Source organism: Clostridium algifaecis (genome assembly GCF_017874415.1).
GTDB classification, from domain to species: Bacteria; Bacillota; Clostridia; order Clostridiales; family Clostridiaceae; genus Clostridium_B; species Clostridium_B algifaecis.
The window spans coordinates 1-24,144 of sequence record NZ_JAGGLM010000013.1 but is presented as its reverse complement, the minus strand read 5'-3'; the positions used below and the strand labels follow the sequence as shown (position 1 = coordinate 24,144).

General features: G+C 28.2%; 21 protein-coding genes. 4 read left to right on the top strand and 17 right to left on the bottom strand.

The window, feature by feature from the left end; genetic code table 11:
• Positions 1 to 20: 20 nt before the first annotated feature.
• From J2Z42_RS09820 to J2Z42_RS09805, 4 genes are all read right to left on the bottom strand, one after another.
• Positions 21 to 1,697: a DDE-type integrase/transposase/recombinase gene (locus tag J2Z42_RS09820; protein WP_209702461.1), complete on the bottom strand. Its 1,677-nt coding sequence runs from the start codon at positions 1,695 to 1,697 to the stop codon at positions 21 to 23.
• A gap of 258 nt (positions 1,698 to 1,955) precedes the next feature.
• On the bottom strand, positions 1,956 to 2,579 hold the full coding sequence (locus J2Z42_RS09815) for a hypothetical protein (RefSeq protein ID WP_209702460.1): 624 nt from the start codon (positions 2,577 to 2,579) through the stop codon (positions 1,956 to 1,958).
• 25 nt (positions 2,580 to 2,604) lie between these two features.
• Positions 2,605 to 2,754: a hypothetical protein gene (locus J2Z42_RS09810; protein WP_209702459.1), complete on the bottom strand. Its 150-nt coding sequence runs from the start codon at positions 2,752 to 2,754 to the stop codon at positions 2,605 to 2,607.
• A 60-nt stretch (positions 2,755 to 2,814) separates the two neighbouring features.
• Positions 2,815 to 3,369 (bottom strand): hypothetical protein, encoded by a 555-nt coding sequence (locus J2Z42_RS09805; RefSeq protein ID WP_008423901.1) that lies wholly within the window; start codon positions 3,367 to 3,369, stop codon positions 2,815 to 2,817.
• A gap of 168 nt (positions 3,370 to 3,537) precedes the next feature.
• Here J2Z42_RS09805 and J2Z42_RS09800 point away from each other — a divergent pair, with 168 nt between their 5' ends.
• Complete coding sequence (locus tag J2Z42_RS09800) at positions 3,538 to 3,987, top strand: helix-turn-helix domain-containing protein (RefSeq protein ID WP_209702458.1); 450 nt, start codon at positions 3,538 to 3,540, stop codon at positions 3,985 to 3,987.
• Between the two features lie 15 nt (positions 3,988 to 4,002).
• Positions 4,003 to 4,509, top strand: coding sequence for an ImmA/IrrE family metallo-endopeptidase (locus J2Z42_RS09795; RefSeq protein ID WP_008423896.1), 507 nt, complete (start codon positions 4,003 to 4,005; stop codon positions 4,507 to 4,509).
• A gap of 50 nt (positions 4,510 to 4,559) precedes the next feature.
• On the opposite strand, the gene J2Z42_RS09790 is transcribed toward J2Z42_RS09795, so the two are convergent.
• Both J2Z42_RS09790 and J2Z42_RS09785 read right to left on the bottom strand, forming a co-directional pair.
• On the bottom strand, positions 4,560 to 6,275 hold the full coding sequence (locus tag J2Z42_RS09790; RefSeq protein WP_209702457.1) for a methyl-accepting chemotaxis protein: 1,716 nt from the start codon (positions 6,273 to 6,275) through the stop codon (positions 4,560 to 4,562).
• A gap of 94 nt (positions 6,276 to 6,369) precedes the next feature.
• Complete coding sequence (locus J2Z42_RS09785; protein WP_209702456.1) at positions 6,370 to 8,046, bottom strand: bifunctional diguanylate cyclase/phosphodiesterase; 1,677 nt, start codon at positions 8,044 to 8,046, stop codon at positions 6,370 to 6,372.
• A gap of 548 nt (positions 8,047 to 8,594) precedes the next feature.
• On the opposite strand from J2Z42_RS09785, the gene J2Z42_RS09780 reads away from it, so the two are divergent.
• Both J2Z42_RS09780 and J2Z42_RS09775 read left to right on the top strand, forming a co-directional pair.
• A complete protein-coding gene (locus tag J2Z42_RS09780; protein ID WP_209702455.1) occupies positions 8,595 to 9,191 on the top strand; it encodes a tyrosine-type recombinase/integrase in 597 nt (198 codons plus the stop codon).
• Positions 9,192 to 9,293: 102 nt separating this feature from the next.
• Positions 9,294 to 9,629, top strand: a complete 336-nt coding sequence (locus J2Z42_RS09775) for a helix-turn-helix domain-containing protein (RefSeq protein WP_245331566.1) — start codon at positions 9,294 to 9,296, stop codon at positions 9,627 to 9,629.
• A gap of 250 nt (positions 9,630 to 9,879) precedes the next feature.
• Here the strand turns inward: J2Z42_RS09775 and J2Z42_RS09770 are convergent, their stop codons facing one another.
• The 11 genes from J2Z42_RS09770 to J2Z42_RS09720 all read right to left on the bottom strand — a co-directional run bounded on the left by J2Z42_RS09770 (position 9,880) and on the right by J2Z42_RS09720 (position 24,096).
• Positions 9,880 to 10,221: a hypothetical protein gene (locus tag J2Z42_RS09770; protein WP_209702454.1), complete on the bottom strand. Its 342-nt coding sequence runs from the start codon at positions 10,219 to 10,221 to the stop codon at positions 9,880 to 9,882.
• Between the two features lie 134 nt (positions 10,222 to 10,355).
• The gene (locus J2Z42_RS14780; protein ID WP_209702453.1) at positions 10,356 to 11,621 is read right to left on the bottom strand and encodes a DUF429 domain-containing protein; all 1,266 of its coding nucleotides are present in this window, start codon (positions 11,619 to 11,621) and stop codon (positions 10,356 to 10,358) included.
• Between the two features lie 44 nt (positions 11,622 to 11,665).
• Entirely contained in the window at positions 11,666 to 12,001 is a 336-nt protein-coding gene (locus tag J2Z42_RS09760; protein ID WP_245331565.1) for a S16 family serine protease, read from the bottom strand.
• A gap of 17 nt (positions 12,002 to 12,018) precedes the next feature.
• Entirely contained in the window at positions 12,019 to 12,174 is a 156-nt protein-coding gene (locus J2Z42_RS09755; protein WP_209702452.1) for a hypothetical protein, read from the bottom strand.
• 42 nt (positions 12,175 to 12,216) lie between these two features.
• Entirely contained in the window at positions 12,217 to 14,355 is a 2,139-nt protein-coding gene (locus J2Z42_RS09750) for a DEAD/DEAH box helicase (RefSeq protein WP_209702451.1), read from the bottom strand.
• Between the two features lie 9 nt (positions 14,356 to 14,364).
• Positions 14,365 to 15,645, bottom strand: coding sequence for a BREX system ATP-binding protein BrxD (brxD, locus tag J2Z42_RS09745; RefSeq protein ID WP_209702450.1), 1,281 nt, complete (start codon positions 15,643 to 15,645; stop codon positions 14,365 to 14,367).
• A complete protein-coding gene (locus J2Z42_RS09740) occupies positions 15,646 to 18,114 on the bottom strand; it encodes a PglZ domain-containing protein (protein WP_209702449.1) in 2,469 nt (822 codons plus the stop codon).
• A gap of 8 nt (positions 18,115 to 18,122) precedes the next feature.
• Positions 18,123 to 22,256, bottom strand: a complete 4,134-nt coding sequence (locus J2Z42_RS09735; RefSeq protein ID WP_209702448.1) for a DUF6079 family protein — start codon at positions 22,254 to 22,256, stop codon at positions 18,123 to 18,125.
• Positions 22,257 to 22,272: 16 nt separating this feature from the next.
• Positions 22,273 to 22,722: a P-loop NTPase family protein gene (locus J2Z42_RS09730; RefSeq protein WP_209702447.1), complete on the bottom strand. Its 450-nt coding sequence runs from the start codon at positions 22,720 to 22,722 to the stop codon at positions 22,273 to 22,275.
• Complete coding sequence (locus J2Z42_RS09725) at positions 22,715 to 23,488, bottom strand: hypothetical protein (protein WP_209702446.1); 774 nt, start codon at positions 23,486 to 23,488, stop codon at positions 22,715 to 22,717. Before J2Z42_RS09725 ends, J2Z42_RS09730 begins: the two co-directional genes overlap by 8 nt.
• Positions 23,489 to 23,499: 11 nt before the next feature.
• Positions 23,500 to 24,096 carry a hypothetical protein gene (locus tag J2Z42_RS09720; protein WP_209702445.1) on the bottom strand — a complete coding sequence of 199 codons (597 nt, stop codon included), beginning with the start codon at positions 24,094 to 24,096 and terminating at the stop codon, positions 23,500 to 23,502.
• Between the last annotated feature and the right edge of the window lie 48 nt (positions 24,097 to 24,144).

Here is a 24,144-nt window from a genome sequence, read left to right as displayed (position 1 = left end):
AAATACATCACCTCCGATTATTACTTTTCAGCACTTAACTTTAATAGGTACATTGTTTTGAGCTGTGACAGATAATATAGAAAATTCCTCTTAAAATCTGGTGTGGTTTCCTTAATATCATTAAGTATAGATATTAGAATTTCTCTATTAAACTCCTTGAAGGTTTCCCACAGCTCGTAGAGCTTACCTTTCTCAGCAAAGGTTACAGTATAAATATCTAAAGCCTGGGAGACTATTGAAACAAATTCATTTTTATCTATGACGTAGTCTTTGTCTTTAGGAGCTCTAAAACCTTCAGCATCTGACGTTTCAGAGTTTTCTTTCTCTTTATTAGTAGCAACTAAATCCTTTGATAAGTAGGAATCAATTTGTTTTTGAAGATAATCTTGATAGTTGCTTTTTATATTCTCGAAATATTGTTTTGAGACTTCGGAATCAACACAAGGATCTTCTTCAATATGTCCTACATCTTTATGTTTTTGGTTTTTAAGATCTATTATTTTTGCTATTCCAAAATATTTATCATTATAGTAAATATGAATATAATCCAAATGAAAAGGATTATATCTAAGTGATATTCTCTTTCCTACAAGTGATCCATCAATTTCATATGTGTTACCTTGAAAAGAAATTGTTCCATACTTATCAACAGTCCTTTCAGCATAATGTAAAAATATTTCATCAAGCTGTACTGGTGAAAAAAAGTTTATCTTAGTCCCATTGTTTAGCGAGCTAATCCACGCTTCCACTGGAGTTTTGCCGATGGAAGTATGCAGTTTATCGTGATATTCTGTCTTAAGCCATCCTTGGAAAAGATCATTAAGCTCTATAATATTATTTAATTTATGTTGCTTAATTTCTGATACAAAAGAACTCTGGACATATTGCCAAAACCTCTCTATCTTCGCTTTACCCTGCGGGTGATAAGGAGTTGAATATTTTAGTTTTATTCCAAGCTTTGCACAAATTATTTTAAAGTTTTCAGCTATAAAAATTTTCCCATTATCCACATAAAGACTTTGAGGCACACCAAACTTCGTTATAGCTTTTTTTAAGCAATCTTCAAGACGCGTTAGCGTGGAATCAAAATAGAATTGACAATGTAAAACTCGCCTTGAATGATCATCTATAAATCCTATTAGATATACAAGTTTGTTTGCTCCATCTCCATCTGAAATATAAAATGCCTCCATAACATCTGATTCCCACATCATGTTTATAGCTTCCTTTTCATGCTTAATATAAACTCTTGTATCTTTAGATAGATTTTCTCTTGTATATCCATAAAAACTGAGTATTCTATTTACTGTTCTAACCTTTAAGAAATCCTTCTCAGCTTTATTTGCCAGTTCCAGCATAGCTATAATTTTCTGCGCTGAACGGCACGGTAGCTCTTCTTTTAAGCTTAATATTTCTTTTATAGTTTCTTCAGGTATAGATGGATGTTTGCCTTTATTAGATTTTGTTTTTGGTTTTAATCCTTCAAAACCATGTTTTCTATAATTTGCATAGTAGGTGAAGATAGTTCTTTCTCCAAAGGTTACTATGCGCTTATTTACTGGATCATTGAAGGTTGTATGGGCCAACTCATAAGCTACTTTTCTTATTGTTCCTGGATCTGCTTCTAAAAGAGGAAGAATAACAGTGTACCTAAAAAATGCGACAGCATCATCAGTCTTTATGCATCCTTCAAACATTAAAAACACCTCATTTCATTTTTGTAATTCCATTTTACGAAAGCTACAGTGACTATAAAAATAAATTTTTCTTGCTGTTTTAGCCTAGCGGCTGCTATAATTATAAAAATTTAATATAGTAGAAATTTAGATTGTTGGTGGTTCATTAGAAAAATGTTGAATTTTTAGTTTTTTTATAAAAATGATAGAAAATAGAAATGAAAATAGTCTTTTTATAAGAACTTGTCCTTGAAATGAATAATTTTATGGAATATGAAACTATCTTAAAAATTTGAAAAACTCATTGAGGTAAGAAAGGCTAGCGCCATTTAAAATAAGTGACTTAAAGCAGATATTTGCTGCAATTATCAATACATAAGTTTCTTTAAATCTTAGATTAAGCTTTTTATAATCAACAAAATTAATGAAGCTAATGGTATTGTTAAAAGTTTCGGTGTACTTTGCACTTAATAATGCTGTTAGTTTTTTACTTATTACAGCATGCTCTACTCTTTTACACGACCTCGCCAAAATATCTTCACACTCTAATAAATCACCAGAATCATCTATGTAATCAAAAATATTCTCATCCTTCCCTACATTGGTACTGATAAACTCAATTAAATCTGTAGAAACCTTGTTATACTTAATAATGAATGATGGAAATACGCTTATATATTTCTTTTCGCCGGAGGCTGTTTCCCAAAGCAGAGTTTGTATTTTTATTCTGCTATATCTCAAATCATTATCAACTATATAAAATATCCCACGTTCAAAAGTTCCGTTTTTCTTAAGCTTATCTGAATCTGGTATATTTAATTCCTTGCGGATTGAGTCTTTACAAATATTATTAAGATACTTTTTTTCATAATTTTCGCAAAAACTATTGAAATCTATATGCAATTGGATTATTATGGTAGTGGGTTTTTTAGGCGTGTTTAAATCCTAGACAAAAAGCACAAGATGTATCCATTACAGCTTGTGCTTTTTTCTCTATAATTTCCATGCTGATTTTCTTGTCTAAAAAACTTAATTTACTGCAAAATAAAATGTCCTCTAACACTAATACTATTGCCATTGTATATATCATAGCAGTATCAAAGTATGGTGTCAGTACCAATTATGTATTTTTTTAGTATCAATCTTGTATCAGTTTTATGCTTTTAATTTCTTTCATGAAATTAGGAAATAAAAATCCCCATAGTATTGTTCCAAGTAAATTAATTGCATTTTTCTTCTCTCTATAATAGGTAGCTCTTGAACAGCATAAATAATCAATTATTTCACTTTCACTATAAGGGTAGGCAGAAATATATATCTTATAAATTATTGAATAATACCTCTCTCCATTTTCAGGATAGGACTTTAACATAAGTAGAGCTTTTTCAATTAAATTTATAATACTTTTACTATCTTCTATAGATTGCAGCCTACTTTCAAGTCTTGCTTCTGTTATGAATTCTTCTGTATCAGTAAGACTATGTAATAGTTCATCCAGTCTCTTTCCAGAGAAAGAAATACAATCTTCCTCTATCTCCTCAAAGGAATTATTTATTCTCCATAAAACTTTATTGTATAGTTTTAAAAGTAGCTTAGTATTATGATAAATATTAGGACTTACTTTCTTATTATCTTTTATGTTATCAATTCCAGCATTAATATTATTACTTTGAATTCCTTCATAAATAGCCATATGACACATCCCCCTTACACTTTATCATTGACAGAAATATTGTTCTGAATTAGAATAATATTATGAACTTTCGTTCTAATTATAAGTATATATTGGCAAATTTATCTTGTCAATAATTTTAAGAACAAATGTTCTGTTTTTAAATTTATATATTTGGAGGTCACAGAAATGAATTTTGGTGATAAAATAAAATTACTCCGTAAAGAAGCTGGACTTTCTCAGGAAGAATTGGCAAAAAAGTTAGGTATTACTCAAAAATCTATCTGTAATTACGAAAATAATACTAGATTCCCTAAAGGGCAAAAGATTATTACTGGACTTGCTGAAATATTCAATGTTTCTGTAGATTATTTAATATCTGATAATGAAGATGTTTCAAGAGATGAGAATTTTATATCTTCTGCTAAAGCTGAGTTTGGTTACAAAGGGAAAAAAGAGGCAGAAATGATTTTAAAGAGAACTTCTGCAGTACTTGCAGGAGGGGAATTGTCCGATGAAGATAAGGATGCTTTTTTTAAGTCAATTACGGAAATATATTTTGATGCAAAACAAAAGGCAAGAAAAAAATATGGTAATAAATCAACATCTATAGGCAATGACGATAATAAAACTCCTTAAGAGAGGTAATTGCTTATGACTAATTTTATTTCTAAAGAAGTGGATAAGCTTATTAAAAAATATAAGACAAGAGATCCTTTTGAAATGGCTAAAGGTATGAATATTAATATATGCTATCATGATTTAGGTGACTTAAAGGGGTATTATTTCTATCAATCTAAGTTTCGGTATATTGTAATCAATAAAAATATTCAGGAAGAACTATTACCAGTTATATGTGCTCATGAACTTGGACATGATAGATTTCACCAAAGTTATGCCAAAAATGATGCTATAAGAGAATTCTCTTTATTTGATATGACATCAAAACCTGAAAGAGAAGCTAATCTTTTCGCATCAGAACTTTTAATTCCAGACTCTACTATTATGGAATTATTTTATGGCGATTATACCTTTTCATCAGTAGCTGCTGAACTAAACGTGCCTATTGAGCTAGTTGATTTTAAAAGTCAAATATTAAAAGCTAAAGGGTATAATATAAGTACACTATGCATTTCTAAAGGAAACTTTTTGAAAAACTGATACAAAAAATGATTATATGAAATTACTTTTTGTATCAGTAGTTAAATCTTTTATATCTTAAATTTTTGAACTATTTCATTTAGTTTTTGAGCAAGCTCTGCTTGACTTTGTGCCGTTAATGCCACTTGTTCTATAGCTTTTGTAGTTTCATCTATGCTTTCTTTTATTGTTTCTGATTTTTCACTTGATTTTTGTGAAGCCTCAGCCATATTCTGAACTGCTCCACTTACTTGTCCAACTGTAGCTGTTATTTCTTCAGTCATAGCTGCAATCTCCTCGGACATTTTACTTACAAAATCTGAATCATTATAATACTGTTTGCCTGTTTCCCCATAGGCATCAAATTGTTCGTGTACCTTTGTGTTTATAAATTCCAATATGTCACTACCAGTTTCAATACTGCTTATAAAGGCTTGTTGTACTTTTGAAATTGTTTCTTGAATATTTGTTACTGCCTCTGCTGACTGTTCTGCAAGCTTTCTTACCTCTTCTGCAACTACTGCAAAACCCCTACCCTGCTCTCCTGCTCTTGCTGCCTCTATAGCTGCATTTAATGCAAGTAAATTAGTTTGCTGTGCTATACTTCCAATAGTATCTGCCATAACCTTTATTTCTTCTACTACTTTTCCATCTTCAATAGCTTTTTCCATCTTTTTTTGTTTTTCAGTATAAATTGTTCTTGTTTCCTCTAGTGCCATCTGACTATTATTTTTAACATCCGTAGCCCTTTCTTTAAACTGATTTGCACTATTACTTCCTTCCATAGCTTTTGTAGAAAGAACATTTATACTTGAATCCACTTCCTCAATAGACGCACTTATTTCTTCTGTAGTAGCACTTGACTCTTGCATACCTGAGGAAATAGTGTTTACGGCCTCATCTATAGTTTCTGCTTTTGATGATAATTCCTGCACTGTTGCTGAAAGTTCTTCCGAAGATGCACTTATATCTTGTGAATTCTCCATAATTACTTTAATTAAGCTATTTACATTTTCCTGTGCTGTGTTTAAAGCTAAACCTGTTTGTCCAAATTCATCTTTTCTTGTAATGCTAATTGGTGTTGAAAAATCATAGTTAGATAATCTATTTGCTAGTTCCTTTATCTTATTCAGTGGTATCATTATATTTTTACTTAATACATATGCCATTAAAATTATAATTAAAAATGCTATAGCTGTATAGATTATTATTGTAGACTTAACCTTGTTGAACTGAGCTATATTATTTTCATTAGTTTTTTTAGCTTCTATTTCATTTATATCAATACATTTTTTCAATTTTTCAGCCATAGCAGCTCTGATTGGGCTTACTTCTGAATTATATACTTTAACTGCTTCATCATAGTTATCGGCTTTTACAAGTTCAATCACCTTATTTCTTACTTCTCTATATTTTAATAAATCATTCTTAAAATCTGTATAAGTTTTTTTCTCTTCATCTGTTGCAGGTAAACTTTCATATTCATCTTGATATTTCTTATTTTCATTAGTTAAATCATCTATAGTTTGTATCTCTTCATTTAACTTTGACTTATCTCTTTCAAAAACAATTCTAAGTATATTAGCTCTAACATCGTTTATATTAGAAGATATTTTTTCTAAATCTTTAATGGATATTAAATTAGTACTGTATATAGCTTTAGAGCCTTCGTTTATCTTTGCAGAACTTAATATACCCTCCACTCCTATTAAAATCATAAAAATACAAATCACTGAAAATGCTAAGACAAGCTTTTTCTTTACCCCTAAATCAACAAAAAATTTCATTGTCATATCTCCCTATCGTTATTTTTTATTGTGTATATTTTCTAAAACTTCTTTTATATTATCTATTATCACTTTCATCTCCTTCACTTACATATTAAAATTCACCTAATAAATTTTCTATTTCTCTTTCATCTATAGGTTTACTAAAATAATATCCTTGTATTATACTGCTTCCTATCTCAAGTAGCTTATTCATCTGCAACTCAGTTTCCACACCTTCTGCAATAACCTTATAGTTTAATGCTTTTGATAAATTTAATATACAGCTTATTACCGCCATATTTTTTCCTTTTTCAATACCATCTATAAATGATTTATCTATTTTCAGTGTATTAAATGGTACAATAGTTAAATAATTTAAAGATGAATACCCTGTTCCAAAGTCATCAATTGCTATTTTAAATCCTTTTTCAATAATTTTATTGAAAATGTCAATATTGTTTTTTTTCAAATCTATTATAGTTCCCTCCGTTATCTCTATTTCCAGCATTGATGGTGAAATATTTTTTTTATCAATTATATTTTCTAATGTATTTAAAAAATCCATATTTCTAAGTTGAACAGGTGAAATATTTACTGATACAGATTCCAATTGATAATTTGCTTTTGATAATTCTAAAATTTTATCACATGCAGAGTTAATCACCCATTTACCAATTTCTACTATTACACCACTTTGTTCTGCTATTGGAATAAATTCTGCTGGAGAAATATTTCCAAGCTTTCTATTTTTCCATCTTAGTAATGCTTCAAATCCTATAATTTTGTGCTTAGTCATATCTACTTGTGGTTGATATACTATATATAATTCTTCATTTTTTATAGCATTTCTTAATTCCTGTTCAATAGTTATTTTTCTTAAATATTTATTGTACATAGACTTATCAAAAAAAGTAATCATTTTATTTCCTTTAATTTTTGATTGTTGCATTGCTAAATCCACATATCTATAAATATCACTTTCATTTAAACTATCTTCTGGTATGCATGCAACTCCTATACTTACAGATATGTACACTTGAGCATCTATTAATTCAAATGGTTTATCACAATACGATAATATTTTGTTACAAACTTCTTCAATTTCACAATAATTACTTATTTGATTTAAAATTAGAATAAATTTATTTCCACTTATTCTGAATACATTAATATTATTTTTTAGTGATGATAATACTTGTGAAAATATCCTTAATAACACATCCCCATATTCATATCCAAATGTATCATTTATTAAATTAAAATTATCTATATCAACACAAATAACTGCTGATTTACTTTTTTCATTTTTACATTTTTCTATAATTTTTTTTAGTTTTTCAATAAATACATTCCTATTTGGAAGTCCTGTAATTAAGTCATAATAAATTACTGTTTCAATTTCATTTTCAAGCTGTTTTTTTATACTTAAATCAGTAATAGATCCTGAAATAATTTTTTTATTTTTACTATATTTCCCCTTAATCAGAACCCATTTTTCCTTACCTTCTTTAGTTAAAATTCTAACTTCACTTGTATATAAATCTAAATTACTTATAGTAAACAGTTTTAACTCTTCAATTGCCCTATCTCTATCTTCCATTAATACAAATTTATCAATACATTCATAAAAATCATTGAATTTTTCATTTGTATATTCAATAAATCTATAGCAATTCTCAGATAAAAACACATAATTTTCTTCTATATTCCATTCCCAAATTCCAATTTCTCCTCCTGAAATTCCTCTATTGTAAACTTCATTAATTTTAACTATTTTACTTTTATTCATGATATTCACCTTTTAATACTTAAGCAAGAATTATTAATATAATCTGCTATAAGTATGTCCATTTCCTCACTAATTTGTTGTAACATATTTCTTTCGTTTATATCTAAACCTTCAATATTTTCTGCTAATTCATTTAATATTTCTCTTCTTTTCTCTAAATCTCTAATTTCTATTTTAATACATTTCTCCCTTAAAACCTCTATTTTTTTATCATTAAATAAATTTTACTACTTTGTGAGCTTTATAGCAATATTTTTAATACGCTATTAGCTTTATATTGATTTAGTAATTGCTCCTTTGACTTTTAGAAAAAGTCATTATATTATTTATTAAAACAAAATAAATATTTTGTATAGTTATGATAGAATAAATGAAGAGAATTATCCTATATTTTACATGTATTTGTATAAAATAAAACTCTACCATGTATTTTCTATATAATATTACAATATACAGTAAATTATTTGCATAATATGCAATTTGTATTATAATAAAATGGTACAAAATATTTATATTGTATATTATTTTACTAAGGAGAATATAACAAAATGAAAAACACAGAAACTAAAATTAAATATTTAACACAGCAAGAAGCAAAATCTCTTTTTAGCACTATTGAAAGTACATGCGCGTCTCATACTCTCCGAGATTTATCAATTTTCAGAATTGCATATAGATGTGGTTTACGTGCTTCTGAAATTTCACTTTTAAAACTTGAAGATTATAATATGGATAAAGGTGAAATCTATTGTAAACGCTTAAAAGGAAGCAATAATAATACTATAAGATTAGATGAAAAAACAAAACATATTTTAAACAAATACATCAAGAAAAATGGAATATCATCAACATCTGAAATACTTTTTAAAAGTCAAAAAAACAAGCCTATATCTAGGCAAACTTTAAATTATTTAATGAAAAAATATTGCTCAATAGCAAATATAGAAGATAAATCAAAACATCATTTTCATGCACTTAAGCATACCACTGCTGTTCATCTAGCTGAATGTGATATAGATATAAAAGAATTGCAGTGGTGGTTAGGTCATAAATCAGTTTCAAATACTGAAATATATTTTCAATTTACAACTAAGCAGCAAGAAAGAATGTATGCCAAACTTGAAGGTAAATCCGAATTAGTATAATGCCTAATGTCAAATAAGCTATATGCATATATTTTTTATATACATATAGCTTATTTTTATATTCTTTTTACTCTTGTAAAGTAATTACAGGAGGAGATTTAAATGAAATATGAACCTGATTATAAAAGTATTGGTGAAAGAGTTCGTTTTGAACGTGAATTATTAGGAATATCAAGAGAAAAATTTGCAGAGCTTATCGGTCTTTCTCCTGTTTATGTTGGTCAAATTGAAAGAGGAGAAAGAAAAATGAGCATGGATAGTTTAGTTAACATATCTAAAAATCTTCATAGCTCTATTGATTATTTAGTTTTTGGAGATAATAATTCTCAGCTAGTTAAAGAAACTACTGAAATTACTTCTTTACTTTATAAGTGTTCAAACCACGAATTAGAAATAATTAGCGATATTATTAAAGTTATACTTCCACATATAAAATAATAATCCTTTAAGCAACATCTCTTGCTTTTAATAATTCTTAGATGTTGCTTTTTATATATTAAAACTTGTTATATCTTTGCTATTTTCTACTTCAACAATAAGAATTTTAAATTTCCCCCATTTTTCATCACTAATACTACTATAATCCTGCCAGTTTAATTTATAGTTTCCCTGCCTTCTCTGCCCTTTTTAGTTCCTATTCCTGCTGCTTCTCCCCATTTAAGTTCCCCTGATTTTATTTCATCTTGATTTATTCTAAAACCCTATCACAGGTTTTCTTAGCGGAGGACTTTGTCCAATAACTACAGTCATTAGTTAGAAAAATAGCATACCCCTTCTTATATTCATTATGGTTATAAATGAGTTTTTCAATTCTCATAACATCCTTTAAGAAATCATATCTTCTTATATCTTGTGCTCCATGATTTTTTAATAAATATCTTTCTCTATCTACAATAGTATCACAAGCAGCAGTTACATATTTTAACTCTATAGGATAAAACTCATCCTCTTCTTTAAGAAGAATATCAATATGCATAGATGGATCAATATGTGCAGGAGAGTATTCTAATCTAACATCACTTTTGGGCATATGCCTTTGCAGCTCCCAAGAAAGTGCAAACTGAAAGTCTGCCTCCGAAAAAAAGATTTTTCTTTTATTACTCAAGGAATTTATTGTGGTTATTATATTTTGTTTTGAAAGCATTTATAATACCTCTCTTAAATTTAATCAGCATAAACCATCTGCATAAATAGTCCTCTGCTATCCTTCATTGGATTTCCTGGTATAGTTTTAAATCCATTTTTATATCCAAGCATTCCAGTAATAGCAAGACATAGTGCATCTATGATATCATCCTTAATCCCTTTCAACTTGTCATCAGAATATAGTACTTCTCTAATTTCATCAGTCTTCTCATAATAGCGGCTTAATACCTCAAATCTTCTATCTATTCCTTCTTCTGTTTTCTTGTTTTCAAAAATAGGCATTGCCATTGTTCCGTCAAAATTAAGCATTGCAAAACAGATTTCTGGATGGCTTTCTAAAAGCCTATTTTTATACTCTGGTGCATTATTTAAAAATTCATCTATCTCTTTTATTTTGCTGCAAATAGAAAAAGACTGTTTGCTTAAACCTTTTCCTAATACATCTCTGTTTATTTCATTAGCCTTGCAGTAATCATCTTCATACACAGCTTGTCTACATGGCACTGTAAATATACAAGATGATCTTGAAGATAATATTTTTCTTCCTTCTGTTTCCGGTCTTATATCATATGTATTTTCAGGAAGTCCAATAGGCATATCTATTAAAATTGTATTACTATCACTATATTTTGCACATATTTCTTCTATATTTTTAAAAACATTAATATCAAAATCATTATCTGTTATATTTACTGCTACATAACCATATTTACAGCCATCAACACCAACAAAACTATTCTTAGTATCAGATTTATTTAAGTTTTCAAATGCATATATAAATTCACTTTCAACAGTTTTAAAATCTCTTTGTGAAAAGTTATGTTTCATAGCTATAAAAGGCTCTTCATCAAATATTTTTTCATCCATAAGCTCTATAAATTCATAGTATAGCATTGCATCATCAATTTCTCTTATCTTATCTATTTCATCTTCTGTTAAATTAACAAGTCCAAATTTCTCGTATATTACCTTTTGAAGCTTTTCTTCTATAACAAAATACTGTGATAAATTCTTTTTAACAGGTCTAGTTAAATCTGAAATATAGCTTTCACTGGCATCATGTAAAAGACAGCCAAGCTGAACTCTCTTTGAATATCTTCTAATTTTTGCTTCCTTATAACAATTAACAGAATGCTGAGCTACAGAATAAAAGTGCTTAAAATGCCCATTTGCTCTTGTCATCAAAGAAAGAGCATGGGCTATATCTTCAATTTTTATATCTTTCATTAATGGTTCTAAAGGATAAAATTTAGTTTTTGTATAGGTTAAGATGTAGTCGGACATATTAATTCTCCTTATTCCAGTTCAAATATCTTTCTCATTAAATCCTATGGACTTACATAAAATATCAATGATACTTTGCTCCAAATATCTGGTGATAAAATCATTACATCTGGTTGATTTGAGATCGGAAGATAAACAAATTTTGCTCCTTGCTCAATAATATAACTTATCTTTTCATTTAAATTACTTACTTTAATAAGATTTCCATTAACAGTTAAGCTTCCTAATACTACTGTTTTTGTTTTTATTACTTTGGTTATAAAATTAGATATCATGTTCATATAAAAGGCAGCACCTATTTCTTGATTGCCACCTGAAGCATTTTCATCAATAAGTTGGGTAATATAATTAAATTCCTCTAACTTTGATTTAACACCCATATTATTTGTATTTGCTTTTATATAGTTAAATACATTTTTAATTGTATCTTTTGCCTCTGTAGAAGGTCTACTGTTATTTGATATCCACCATTACCATTTACTTGATTTGTTTCAATCTTTATTGGAAACATCCTATCTTCCTTAGTCATTAGATTATTTTTACATAAATGCAAAAATAATCACCCCTTAAGTATTGGTAATAACTTCCAGTCTTTTTAATATATCTTTAATATTTCTATTGAAGAAGTTCTAATCAACTCAACTGTCTTTTTAATGTTATATACATAGTCAGCCAACATTTTCTTTCTAAGTCTATCAGGCAAATATTTTTGATATTTTGATAAGGAAATATCTGGTACTCTTTCTACTAACTTATCATAATTCTCTTCAAAATAATTTTCATTGTTCTTTATATCTTCAATAACTTTTAATATTTCTTCATTCTTAGGCTTGAAGTCTTTATCCGCTGCTACTACCTTAAAGCCATTCCAAGTAATACTTTTAATATCTATCATTCTATTTATAAAAGAAAAAGCAGTAGCCATTGTATAGTTCACACCATTTCCGGCATATGTGTAAAAGTGATATCCGTCTTTTATTTCTTCTATAATGATTTTGCCTATCTCAAGTCCAAAGGCTTTCTCCTCATATCTGACATCCTTTAATACTGATTTCTCATAACTATTTAAGAATGGATATTCTTCATTTGTACTTAGCACCTTTAGTATTTCTTGAGATAACTCATAAGAATAAAAACCTTCTCCACTCATCCATCTTGGTGGCATTGCTGATTTTGCTTCTTCTACATGTATTATAGAATTATCATAATCTATTTTATCTGTTTGCCAATACTTGCCGGCTAGAATAAATTGAAAATTTTCACCAAGAGCATTTACAAACCATCTTTCAAGAGTTCCAATAGATTTATTTCTAAACTTTACTGTAAACTCCTTATTTGTTTCAAAAACCGAGTAAAGCGTCATAAAATTCTGTCTTCCAAAAACCTTTTCAGTTTCTGTATCTATGTGTATCATGTTCCTATTTATCTGTATAAATTTCTTTTCAACCATATAATTAAGTAAGTATTCATAGTCTGACCTGCTTATATCTGAAAATGAATAAACACATTTTAAAACTTCATAAACATGCTCCTTATTTACTCCAAATTCGCCCATAGACATAGTTAATATTTGGTGAAACAATATGTCATAAGAAAGTTTACTTACATATACATTTTCAACCCATCTCCTCATAGCAAGACTCAATATTGCTATAGAAAGAATTAACTTTGCTGGCTTTGTAGGGAAAAATACATAATGAGCAATAGTTCCTTTTCGTCTACCTGTTCTTCCCATCCTCTGTAAAAATGAAGACACGGTATTTGGCGAATCTAACTGAAGAACAATATCAAGATCTCCAATATCTATGCCAAGTTCTAATGTGTTAGTTGCTATAATGCAATTATTCGTTCCAATCTTAAATTTTTCTTCTGCTACTTCTCTAAATCTTTTATCTATAGATGAATGATGAACATATGTATCTATCCCTTTTCCTTCTATTGCTTTCTTTAATCCTTCTGCAGCACTTCTGCTATTTGAGAAAAATAATGCTTTTTTCCCTTGTATCCTCTTGCATACCTCAATACCTAAATCTTCATCTTTCTTAACCACTTTAATTTCAATGCGTTTCTGACCTGCTAGTTTAGGTGGATCAATTACAATACTTTCTCTTTTACTGCTTCCCTGCATCCAATCACATATATCTTTAGGGTTTCCAACTGTGGCACTAAGACCAACTCTTTGAATATCATATTTAGAAAAAGCCTGTATTCTTTCTAAAATAGCCATTAAATGAGAACCTCTTTCACTATCAGCAAATGCGTGTATCTCATCAATTACTATAAACCTTATATTTTTAAATATTTCTTCTTTGTTTACTTTTTGGCTCATTAGCATAACTTCAAGTGATTCAGGCGTAATAATTAATATTTGAGATGGATTTTTATAAAATTTACTTTTTTCATTGCTCTCAACATCTCCGTGCCATTTAAATACATCACCATATACAAAAGAAGAAAGCACTTTTAATCTTTCTTCTTGATTATTAAGCAATGCTTTTATTGGAGAAACATATAAAACAGATGTAGGACCAAGTTCTTCTTCATGTATCAAAGATAGAATTGGGAAAAATGCTGCCTCAGTCTTACCACCTGCTGTTGGTGCAAGAATTACAGCATTTTTTCCACTTAAAATCTCCGGAATTGTCATTTCTTGTACTGAAGTAAGTTCCTTCCACCCTAGTTTATTGATAATTTTACTCTTAAGCGGTTGGCATAACATATGGAAATTTGACATAATTATCACCTAAAAATTCACTATGTGTGCAGTTTCATTTTCAATAGTCTCAGCCATAGTTCTTATTTCTTCATTGAATTCAAATTGTTCTTGTGGTCTATAATTATCATACATTTGAGATTTATCTAAAATATCTACAAAGGTTCTTAAAAATCCTCTTGGTCCTATATTAATTTCTCCACCAAAACCCGAAGTTATATCATTGACCAGTCTTTCTATAAAACTATCTGTTACCTTATCATTAGGCATCCAGGAATAAACTTCTCCATGTATACTTCTTACCTTACAAGCAACTTCAAATAATTTTTCTTTATTAAACCCGTCTAAAAACATAACAGGCTGCCTAAGATTCTTAAATTTGTTATCTCTATCTACTTTAACTCTCTGATATAAGGGTTCAAGAGATTTAAATCCCTTTTCGCTTTCCATTAAATCAGTAGTTCCAGTATATAAGAAAAAACAGTTAGGAAATGAATTCTTATCCGATTCATCTATAAAAAACCTTAGATTTTCATATGCATCACTTCTCATATCTTTTCTCATTAATTTCTGAACGGTTTCAACTTCATCTAAAATAACAGTTAAACCTTCATACCCAGCAGACTTAATCATATGTAGCAATGCTCTAAAGAACTCAAAAGAGTTTTCCCTTGTCACTGTTCCCGTAACCCCTAATTTCTTTTTTAGTTCTGGTCTTACATTTTCACCTTTAAGCCATGCAATAGCCCCTTGTGAAAGTACTGTATCACCTTCATATTTAGCATTATAAAAACCTCTTATAGCATTTGCAAATGAAGCAGCAATGGAACCAACTATTAATAACTCTTCGTTAATTCGCTTACTCATTTCTACTTCAAACTTCTCTCTATCTTCTTCAGGATCTAACCCTTCAATTTCAATAATTTTATCTTCAATATTTAAAAGCCATTCCTCAAGTATTAAAGTAAAAGCAGGTATTTTTTTATTTTCTGATGTTCTCATACCATCCATTATTTTGCGATACAATTCTTCAAATTTATGAAGAGGTGCTTCCTGTGAAATTACAACAGACGATACAACAAAATTTTTACTATAGGCCATTTCTCTGGCTGCGGTACTAAAGAAAGTCTTTCCAGAACCATAGTCACCTATAATAAATTTAAATGCAGATTTATTATTCTTTATGCCTTCCAATCTATTTTCAATTTCTACTAACTCATCAGCAATCCCAACTGCAATGTTTTCAGTGCCTTCTGCTGGAACTGTTCCATTTCTTAATGAATCTATAATTTCTCTTAATATATCACTCAATTATATCTCTCCTCTTAACCCTTTGTCATTCAATTTATAAATGATTAAGTCTCCTGCAGATGAAGTTTCTATAATATCTAGTCCATCTTTTTTCAACTTCTGTAGAAGCCTTCTGATAACGCCATCTACAAGTCCAGATTTTCCAGTCTTATTTTTTAGTATCTTTTCAATATCCCTATTACTTACATTTTGATTTTTTAAATTGTACAATGAAACTAATATGATCTTTTCTTTTTCATTTGGCTTAAAACTCAACTTTAATTGAACATTAGCATCTAGCACTAAAGTTTCTTCTTCTAATCCTACAGAAGATATCTTTTGTGTATTTTCATTATTTCTTTGAGAAATTTTAGTTTCAGATATCACTAAAGGAAGTAATATTTCTTCTATACTTGCTCCTCCGTGACTATAAAAATCTTTCTCTCCACCACCTAAAAAGTATCCTTTATTATTATAAGGTAATAGATAATCTTTTATATTTATACAGCCTTCTTTTTTAATGTTATTATCTACAGTTAAGTATCTTGATTTAACTGTACTTATATATTGCTCATCTTTCATATTTATATTTTCATCTATTCTCATTAAGCCATGATCCGAAGCAATTACTAGGTTTGCATCATTAGGTATCACCTTTATAAGTTCACTTATGCTTTTTTCAAAAACCTGTCTTTGTTTCTCATAGAAAATATAAAAATCTTCTGTAGCCTTATGACCATCTCTATCAAACATATTAAATACAAGAACATTAATCTTTTTATCTTGAAGAATGCTTTCTTTTAACAGTTTCTCATTCTTCATACTTTCTGACTTTGTAATATAGTTAACATCATTCTTATAGTTTTTAATAATATTACTATATATTACTTCTCTTGATATAGATGTAATAGTTGGCAGCAATGCATAAGAACTTTTATACTTGGTATTTCTTTCACCTAAAACTGTTTCAAAATAAGGTCTAACTATATGTTCCCAAGCATCATATCTCATACCATCAAATATGATTATAAAAGTTTTGTTATCTTCCAGATTTAATAAACTTTCAATATCACTATTTAAAATAGGTCTAGATACTCCATATTCCGTATTCTCCCACGATTCATAGTTCTTCTCAATAAATTCAGCAAATCTTTTTCTATATTCATTTAATATTCTACTTATTCTTTTATCTATGTTTTCATATCTATTAGATTCTATAAGGTTTTGACTATCTAAGTGCACTATCTTGCTGAATCTGTACTGTAAATCATAAAGATAATTTTTATATAGATTCTCCCAATCTGAATAACTATTAATGACATATTTTATTTGTTTTTCAATATAATCAATATCTTTAAAAAGATTTATGATTATATCAAATAAATTCTTTGCATTATTAATGTTTTCTGTTGAATAATTATTATTTTCGTCTATCAGTACTTTAAGTTCCATTAAATCATTGAAATCATGTTTATATATCTTTTTAAATCCTTCTAAGTTAACGCCTTTAAGAAGAGTTTTAATACTTTCTATTACACTTATATAAGTTCCATTGCCTTCTCTTATAATAGTTCTATAATCTTTTTCACTTTCATATATGTTTATACCTGATTTATAAATAAGTTTTTCCGCTGCGTCTTTCTTTTGAATATATAGTATCTTATCTTTTTTACTTACTACTTTAGCAAACTCTACAAGATCCATTAAATGTTCCTTAAAATATGATAACTTATCTAAATCTTGGCCTAAAACTATTTCTACATTTTCACTGGTCAATTTATTAAATTCATAAAGTGCAGTACATATCCACAATAGATTTTCAAACTCAACAAATATGTCCTTTTTTATTATATTCGCAATTAATGAACCACTTTCAGCAAAAACTTTATATATAAGTTCCTTTATATCTGATTTATATTTGAAACTGTGTAAATCGGAATAAATTTCACTTAGATTTTTATAATATAAATAACAATCTACATCATCTTTTAGTTTAGTGGCATCTAAATCAACAAATGCAGATAGTACTACTTTATCGACCTCATTTTTTTCTATATTACTTTTTCTAAATAACTTTCTATAGTATAATAATTCCCTAAATTTCTTCTTAATGTCTTCACTCTGAAAGTTATTTATCTCTTCACTCCAATTTACATCATCTTCTATTGAATCAAGTAATGATTTAGTATCTATTTCAATAACTCTTGCTTTCTCTGAACGCTTTATAAAGTCTAATAATTTACTTTTTAAGCCCTTATTTTTTAGAACCAGTATATATTTTTCGTCTTTTTTATGTTTTATATCTTCGTATTTAGCCCTAAATAACACATTCTCCTTAACTGATATTACTTTATGAGGATATAGATACAAATCTATACCCTCGACATCATCCATAAGCCCACTTTCATCCTGTAAAAATAATATATTACTTCCTAAGTCAGTAATATCCTCAAGATATCTCTTTAAACAATCTATAAATACTTCATTCATACTATCACCTAGTTATCATTTCTTAAGTTAGTAAACTTAATATAATTGTTTCTATATAATGTATCATTTCCTTCAATAAGTGCAGTAAACTTCTCTATCATTTCTTCTTTAGAATAGGTCTTATCGTTAAATACCTCTACTAATTTATTTATATCTCTTTGAATAATATTTATATTCACCTTTAAAGCCTTATCTATGAAAGGAATAATTTCTGAATTAACAGTTAAATACTTTCTATAATTATCTAATCTGTTTTCATCTAAAGGTATTTCATACATTTTTTCAACTAATTGGATAATATCTTTCTTTTCTCCAATTTCTTTTAAATCTCCAATATACTTAAATACTTTCTCTTTATTTGCCTGCAAATTTAATTGATCTATATATCCTAAAACAGCATTTGTTATTGCCTCTAGATATTCTTCCTTATCGTCTATAAATTTCTTCTGTCCTAGTTTAAAAGAGCACTTACAAGCACTTTCATTATCCTTTAAAAACTTAATAGAAGATAAATTACACTGAAGCCTTAATTGACTATCTATATCATTTTTTATGTTCATATAGTCATAATCCATATTTATTCTTTCAATTCCATTTAGTAAGTTTAGGAATTTAAAGTTATCTTCTTCAAGAACAGTTCTTAATTCATCAAATTCAGGCTTTCCATTCTCCCTATTATGCTCTTCGACATATAAAGATATATAGTCATTTTTAAATATATTAAATTTCTTGTTTAGTTCACTTGCACAATTATTGAATATGAATTCATCTCCGTTATTTAACAATTCTTTCATAGAATTATACTGATTTATAAGTTCCTTATAATCTTCTTTATCTGGAATAAATTCTCTATATCCATTAATAGTTATATTTACTTTACGAATATCTATAGGTAATGATGATTCTGCCCAAGTATATATTTTATTTAAATTTTCATAATACTTCTCTAATAGTCCCTCAGATATTTCCGTGTTGTTTTTTTCTATAAAGTACTCTAATCCATCCTTTGAACCATTGTCTTCTGCTATATCTTCAACTAAAGTTTTCATAAAGTTAATTGTTTCATATGTCTTAGATAACCTGTTATCTTCTAATTTGAGAGGTTCCTTAAATTCATTTAGTTTATTCTTAATATCACTTATTTCATTCAATTTTACCTTTTTAAATTGAATAAGTTCTTCCCATAATTCTTCTTGGAAAGAAAGGTCCTGCTTTTCAAATTTTTTATTAAAGAATAATTTTGTTATTCTTATTAGGCCTTCATGATATTTTTCTTCCACAAATTCTCCCATTTTAAATTTAGTAACCGAAGAATTAAGCGGCGCCTTTACATTAGCAATGCTTACAGGCATATCATTTTTTATAGGTAATAAGAATCCCTTTTTAATCATCATAGCAAGTAAAATATCCACAATATTTTTATCTGGACCAAAAGTAGATTTTCTTGTTTTGTTGTATAAATTCTTATATATAACTTCACCTTTTCCATTAACTTCATCAATAATCAATTTAACTAGATTATTATTTTTAGCGTCTATATTAAATTTAAATGAATCAATCCTAATTTGTGCTTCTCCAAACTTCTTCACTATATTTTTTATTATACTTAAATCAATACCTGATAGATCTGTTTGAGTTCCTGTAATATAGTAGTTAATAAATTTATTTGTAACTTTATCTGTAAGACCTATATTTTCGTCTGGAGAAATGAATTTATTATCTTTATAAACCTTACTTAAAACAGCACCTACTACTGTATTCATAATTTTAGTAAAAGAATCTTTTTCATAAGCAGATATATCTATATCAATATCGCCATCAATATTGTAAAAACTACCATTTAAATAAAGTCCTTTAAGTATTTCAAATACTTCATCTTGTAAATTCAATATTTTTTCTTCAACTTTTCCCACTAACTCTCTATTTTCATTTGAATTTGTTTCTTGGTAATTCTTTTCATATTCCTTGTACAGTTCTGTATAAGCAAAATATTCTTTTAGCCTATAAAGTTTTTCCTTACCTTCTTCTCTTTCTAATTCATTAGAAGGTAACCAATATATTATTGATTTAATCAGTCTCTTTTCTATCTCTTTTGAGGAATCATCTTCATGATTTCCCCATAACGAAAATGTCTGGTTACTGCCTGCACTGCTAACTTCCTTTAAAGCCTTCTCTATATATTCTTTCTGTTTTTCTGTATTTAAAAAGGTTCCTATATACATATAAAAGTCATTTTCAGAGTCTTTTAGGTTAGTAAGTGATTTAGATAAGCCTTCCTTTGTTCCCGTCTTGGTTAAGTTATTAAATAGAACAACACCCTCACGACTTATATTATTCCAATTTACTCTGATACTAGATGGTTCATTATAATATCCATTTATACTTAACGGTTCTTGTGATAGTGTAGTTACTATTTCATCAACAATAGATACTATACTTTCTCCTTCAACTAAAGCAAGTTTCTTCTTCATATCTTGTGTAATCTTCGTTGCAAGACTTACATCTTTATTTATGAAGTATATATTCCCTCCAGCACTGCTTTCATCTTCTTCAAATTCTATAAATCTTCCTTTATCATACATTTTGAAAAGAATTTTATTTACCTTCTCTTCTGCAAAATCCCCTTCCATCTTAGGATATTGAATCATATAAGTTAAATCTCTTACAGTATACTCTTTTTCCAAATCTAAAATTTTCAAAAGTGTCATTACATCTATAAGTTTACATGCTGTATCTTTATCCGACTCATTATCTTTAAACAACTCTTTGATTTTACCGTTTCCTAATCCTTCTGGTCCCATATAATAAGCATATATACTTTCAAAGTATTCCCTTTTATCACTAAGTTCTCTTATTCTTTCTTGGAAATGGCTTAATATTCTATCTGGAGTTACAAGTTTTAGAAAATCCTCATCTAAAATTCCCTTTGTATGTCCTCCTTCATCTATGTTTCCTTTTACTTCACTTAATACAAAATCCACAATAGACCTTTGTCTTGATAAAAAGCGAACTGACTTTGATAAGATGTCCAAACTTTCTGGGTGAAGAGGATATATTTTCATAAAAGTATCTTTCTCTACTTTATCAAAAGCATTATATTTCTTTTTCAATGTAATGTATGCTTCCTCAATTTTATCAGGCTGCTTTTTAACTACAAGTCTTTGGTCAATAATATCTTCTACATCGTCTACTTTCAAAGTAAATTGATTTTCACTTGGAAACCTATCCTTCATTAAATCATATACATCTGGCACTTTAATATCATTTAACGAAGATAAAAATGCTCCTACTATCCATGCAGGTATAATTTTTCCGTTTCGTTCTTGCTGCGCATTTTCTAAAAATGTTTTTAAAAACAATGCATCAGTTCTTGCTCGTCCGCCTCTATCATTTAAATATTCAGAAAGTTCATCTACTAATACAAGCACTGCATCATAATTTTCTTCAGAAAGCCATTTATACAAATTATCTAGTCTCTCTTTTCTGCCTCTATTGGGTTTAAAGAAAGTTATTTCATATTTATCTACAAAAGATTTTATTAATCTAGTTATTCCTTCTTCACTTTTTATCTTTGTTCTAAAATCTGCCCAAGTTAAAAATCTTCCTTTTGAATCTTCTTGAACGAAATTATTTACCTTCTGCTCATAGTTACTATTAGCCACTATTGCTTCTTCAAATTGTTTTATATAAAAACTAGCATCACTAAAAGGAAAACCAGTTATATTCTCTGCTGCATCAAAAAACATCTCTTCTAAAGATATTTCTGGACCACCTTCTTCTGCCATAAGAGGTACTACAAATACCTTTTTATCTTGAAAAAACTTCTTTGATTTATCAATTGATTCACTTTTACCATTCATAATGTCAAAGGCTTCACTGTTTTTGGTTAAGAGCCCCAGTACAGACATAAAATGAGATTTACCACAACCCGGAAGCCCAGAGATTAAAAAACCATGTCCTTTGTCTTTAAAATTTGTTACCTTATAAAAGAAATTAGAAAGATTTTTTTCAACACTTTCTGTGATTACATAACCTTTTAATAATCCTCTTAATTTTTCAGCATCTGCCTTATCAGACATATTATCTGTAAGTCTAACTATCTTATCTATACGAGGTACTTCAACAACCTCTCTTATCTTCATTGATATTTCCCCTCCATTACACTTCTATATACTTATATGCTCTCAGTGGTAAACTATCTTTATACTCACTTGGAACAATTACTACTGCTGTATTTTCTTCCATAGCCTTTTTATCTAATATCTTAATCCAGCCTGTATATTTTTCTGATAGCAAAAACTCCATGTGGTCAAATACAATTATATTAGAATCCTTATATTTTTCATCTACAAGTTCTTTGAAAAAAATTTCTGCATCAGACTTAAATTCCTCCGGGTAAATCTCATAGGTATCTAAATATTCTTTATTCACCCTATCCTTTATATACAGTCCAACATCTATATAATGTTTATGGATATTTTCTTCTCCATAGTTACTTTTTAAAAATTCCTTTATCAGTTTTGTCTTTCCAACTAAATGATCTCCTAAAATAAATAAAACTTTCCTCTGCCCCATACTTTTTAATGCATTTTCTATTACTTTAATCATTACTTATCACCTTCTCCACTAAAAGATCTAGTGTGTCATAGGCAAACTGATATTTTGAATTTCCACCCATGACATAGTGCTCAATATAGCCTTTGTCTATAATCCATTTAAGATATCTCTTTTTCATTAAACTACTCATTAAAAAATACTTAAATGTATCACTCTCTAATACTGCTTCTTCTTCAGGCATTTTATTTCCTTTTACTTTTATAAACTCATAATACAAATTAAAAAGTATAGCCTCGTTATTAGGTCTAATGTTAGTATTTAGTATAAATTTCTTTGTCTTTGTATCTTCTTTTCTGCTGCTTATAATATTAAAATCACTTAGTATTGTAGTTGAAACACTATATGTTTTCTTAATAGAACTTTCTTTAGCATCTTTCATACTTTTAGTAAATACCTCTAATAACTCTTCAGAGTCAATACTTTCAGGTATCTTTTTATCACAAAATGCCTTTACTATCTCCCCAACAGCACTAGATGTTGAGCATACTATAAAATAAATAATGTCCTTTTTAGTTTGAAAGTTATCTATTTCATTAATAAATCGAAGTAAAGGGGAATACATTATTTCTTCCCCTGATACCTCTATAAACCTTTGAATAAATTTGTTCCTATATTTAACTGTTGTCTTTTCTCCAAAAGGCATAATATCATCTACATAGGATTTAAATTTTTCTATATTTCTCTCATGCTTTACATACTCAATTGCTTTTATAGTCTCTTCTATTGGTATTTTTTCTGACAATGATTCTATATTCAATTTTTCACCTCTTAACTAAAAGCCTTTTTTATCTTGTCTTCAATAATATCTACATAGTCTTCTTTATCTTCTATGTCTAGTTCTTTAAACAATTTTAATATATCTTTGGCTTTCTTTTCATTAGGACTATTTGCTGTATATTCATCTATAGCATCCATAAAGTATTGCTTATGGATTTCATCAGACCATTCTGCTAAACCATAATAGTTGCTGTCGTAATATTTTACAAAAGTCTTACTAATTTTATTTTGTGCCCTATCCTTTGCATATGCACTCCATGTGTAAGTATACTTACTAATAGCATCTTTAATAATATCATTAGTTTTTCTAGTTGCATTAGTTCTGTTCCTTAAAATATCTATATACTCATAAAAATTACAAATCTTTTTATCTAATATTGTTGCAAATTCATTGACTTTCATATACTTATTGTTATTACTTAGCACTTCATTAATTAATTGTGAAAAAAATGTATCAATAGACTTGTAAAGACTTGTAATATTGTACAAATCTAGTATGCTAATTTGTTCATTATTCTTATACAGATTTCTTACTTCAATAGTAAGCGATAAACTACCAAGTGTATATGTACAAAAATAAACGGCCATTTGTTAAAATGGTCGCAGTTTGTCATTTGTTCTTTTTACATGAAGATT

Coding starts and splice junctions, on each gene's coding strand:
- J2Z42_RS09795 (WP_008423896.1), top strand. CDS start 4,003: ATGACTAATTTTATTTCTAAAGAAGTGGATAAGCTTATTAAAAAATAT.
- J2Z42_RS09750 (WP_209702451.1), bottom strand. CDS start 14,355: ATGTCAAATTTCCATATGTTATGCCAACCGCTTAAGAGTAAAATTATC.
- J2Z42_RS09735 (WP_209702448.1), bottom strand. CDS start 22,256: ATGAAGATAAGAGAGGTTGTTGAAGTACCTCGTATAGATAAGATAGTT.
- J2Z42_RS09770 (WP_209702454.1), bottom strand. CDS start 10,221: ATGCCCAAAAGTGATGTTAGATTAGAATACTCTCCTGCACATATTGAT.
- J2Z42_RS09760 (WP_245331565.1), bottom strand. CDS start 12,001: ATGGGTGTTAAATCAAAGTTAGAGGAATTTAATTATATTACCCAACTT.
- J2Z42_RS09775 (WP_245331566.1), top strand. CDS start 9,294: ATGAAATATGAACCTGATTATAAAAGTATTGGTGAAAGAGTTCGTTTT.
- J2Z42_RS09785 (WP_209702456.1), bottom strand. CDS start 8,046: ATGAATAAAAGTAAAATAGTTAAAATTAATGAAGTTTACAATAGAGGA.
- J2Z42_RS09740 (WP_209702449.1), bottom strand. CDS start 18,114: ATGAATGAAGTATTTATAGATTGTTTAAAGAGATATCTTGAGGATATT.
- J2Z42_RS09790 (WP_209702457.1), bottom strand. CDS start 6,275: ATGAAATTTTTTGTTGATTTAGGGGTAAAGAAAAAGCTTGTCTTAGCA.
- J2Z42_RS09805 (WP_008423901.1), bottom strand. CDS start 3,369: ATGGCTATTTATGAAGGAATTCAAAGTAATAATATTAATGCTGGAATT.
- J2Z42_RS09720 (WP_209702445.1), bottom strand. CDS start 24,096: ATGGCCGTTTATTTTTGTACATATACACTTGGTAGTTTATCGCTTACT.
- J2Z42_RS09780 (WP_209702455.1), top strand. CDS start 8,595: ATGAAAAACACAGAAACTAAAATTAAATATTTAACACAGCAAGAAGCA.
- J2Z42_RS09820 (WP_209702461.1), bottom strand. CDS start 1,697: ATGTTTGAAGGATGCATAAAGACTGATGATGCTGTCGCATTTTTTAGG.
- J2Z42_RS09730 (WP_209702447.1), bottom strand. CDS start 22,722: ATGATTAAAGTAATAGAAAATGCATTAAAAAGTATGGGGCAGAGGAAA.
- J2Z42_RS14780 (WP_209702453.1), bottom strand. CDS start 11,621: ATGTCCGACTACATCTTAACCTATACAAAAACTAAATTTTATCCTTTA.
- J2Z42_RS09810 (WP_209702459.1), bottom strand. CDS start 2,754: ATGGCAATAGTATTAGTGTTAGAGGACATTTTATTTTGCAGTAAATTA.
- J2Z42_RS09800 (WP_209702458.1), top strand. CDS start 3,538: ATGAATTTTGGTGATAAAATAAAATTACTCCGTAAAGAAGCTGGACTT.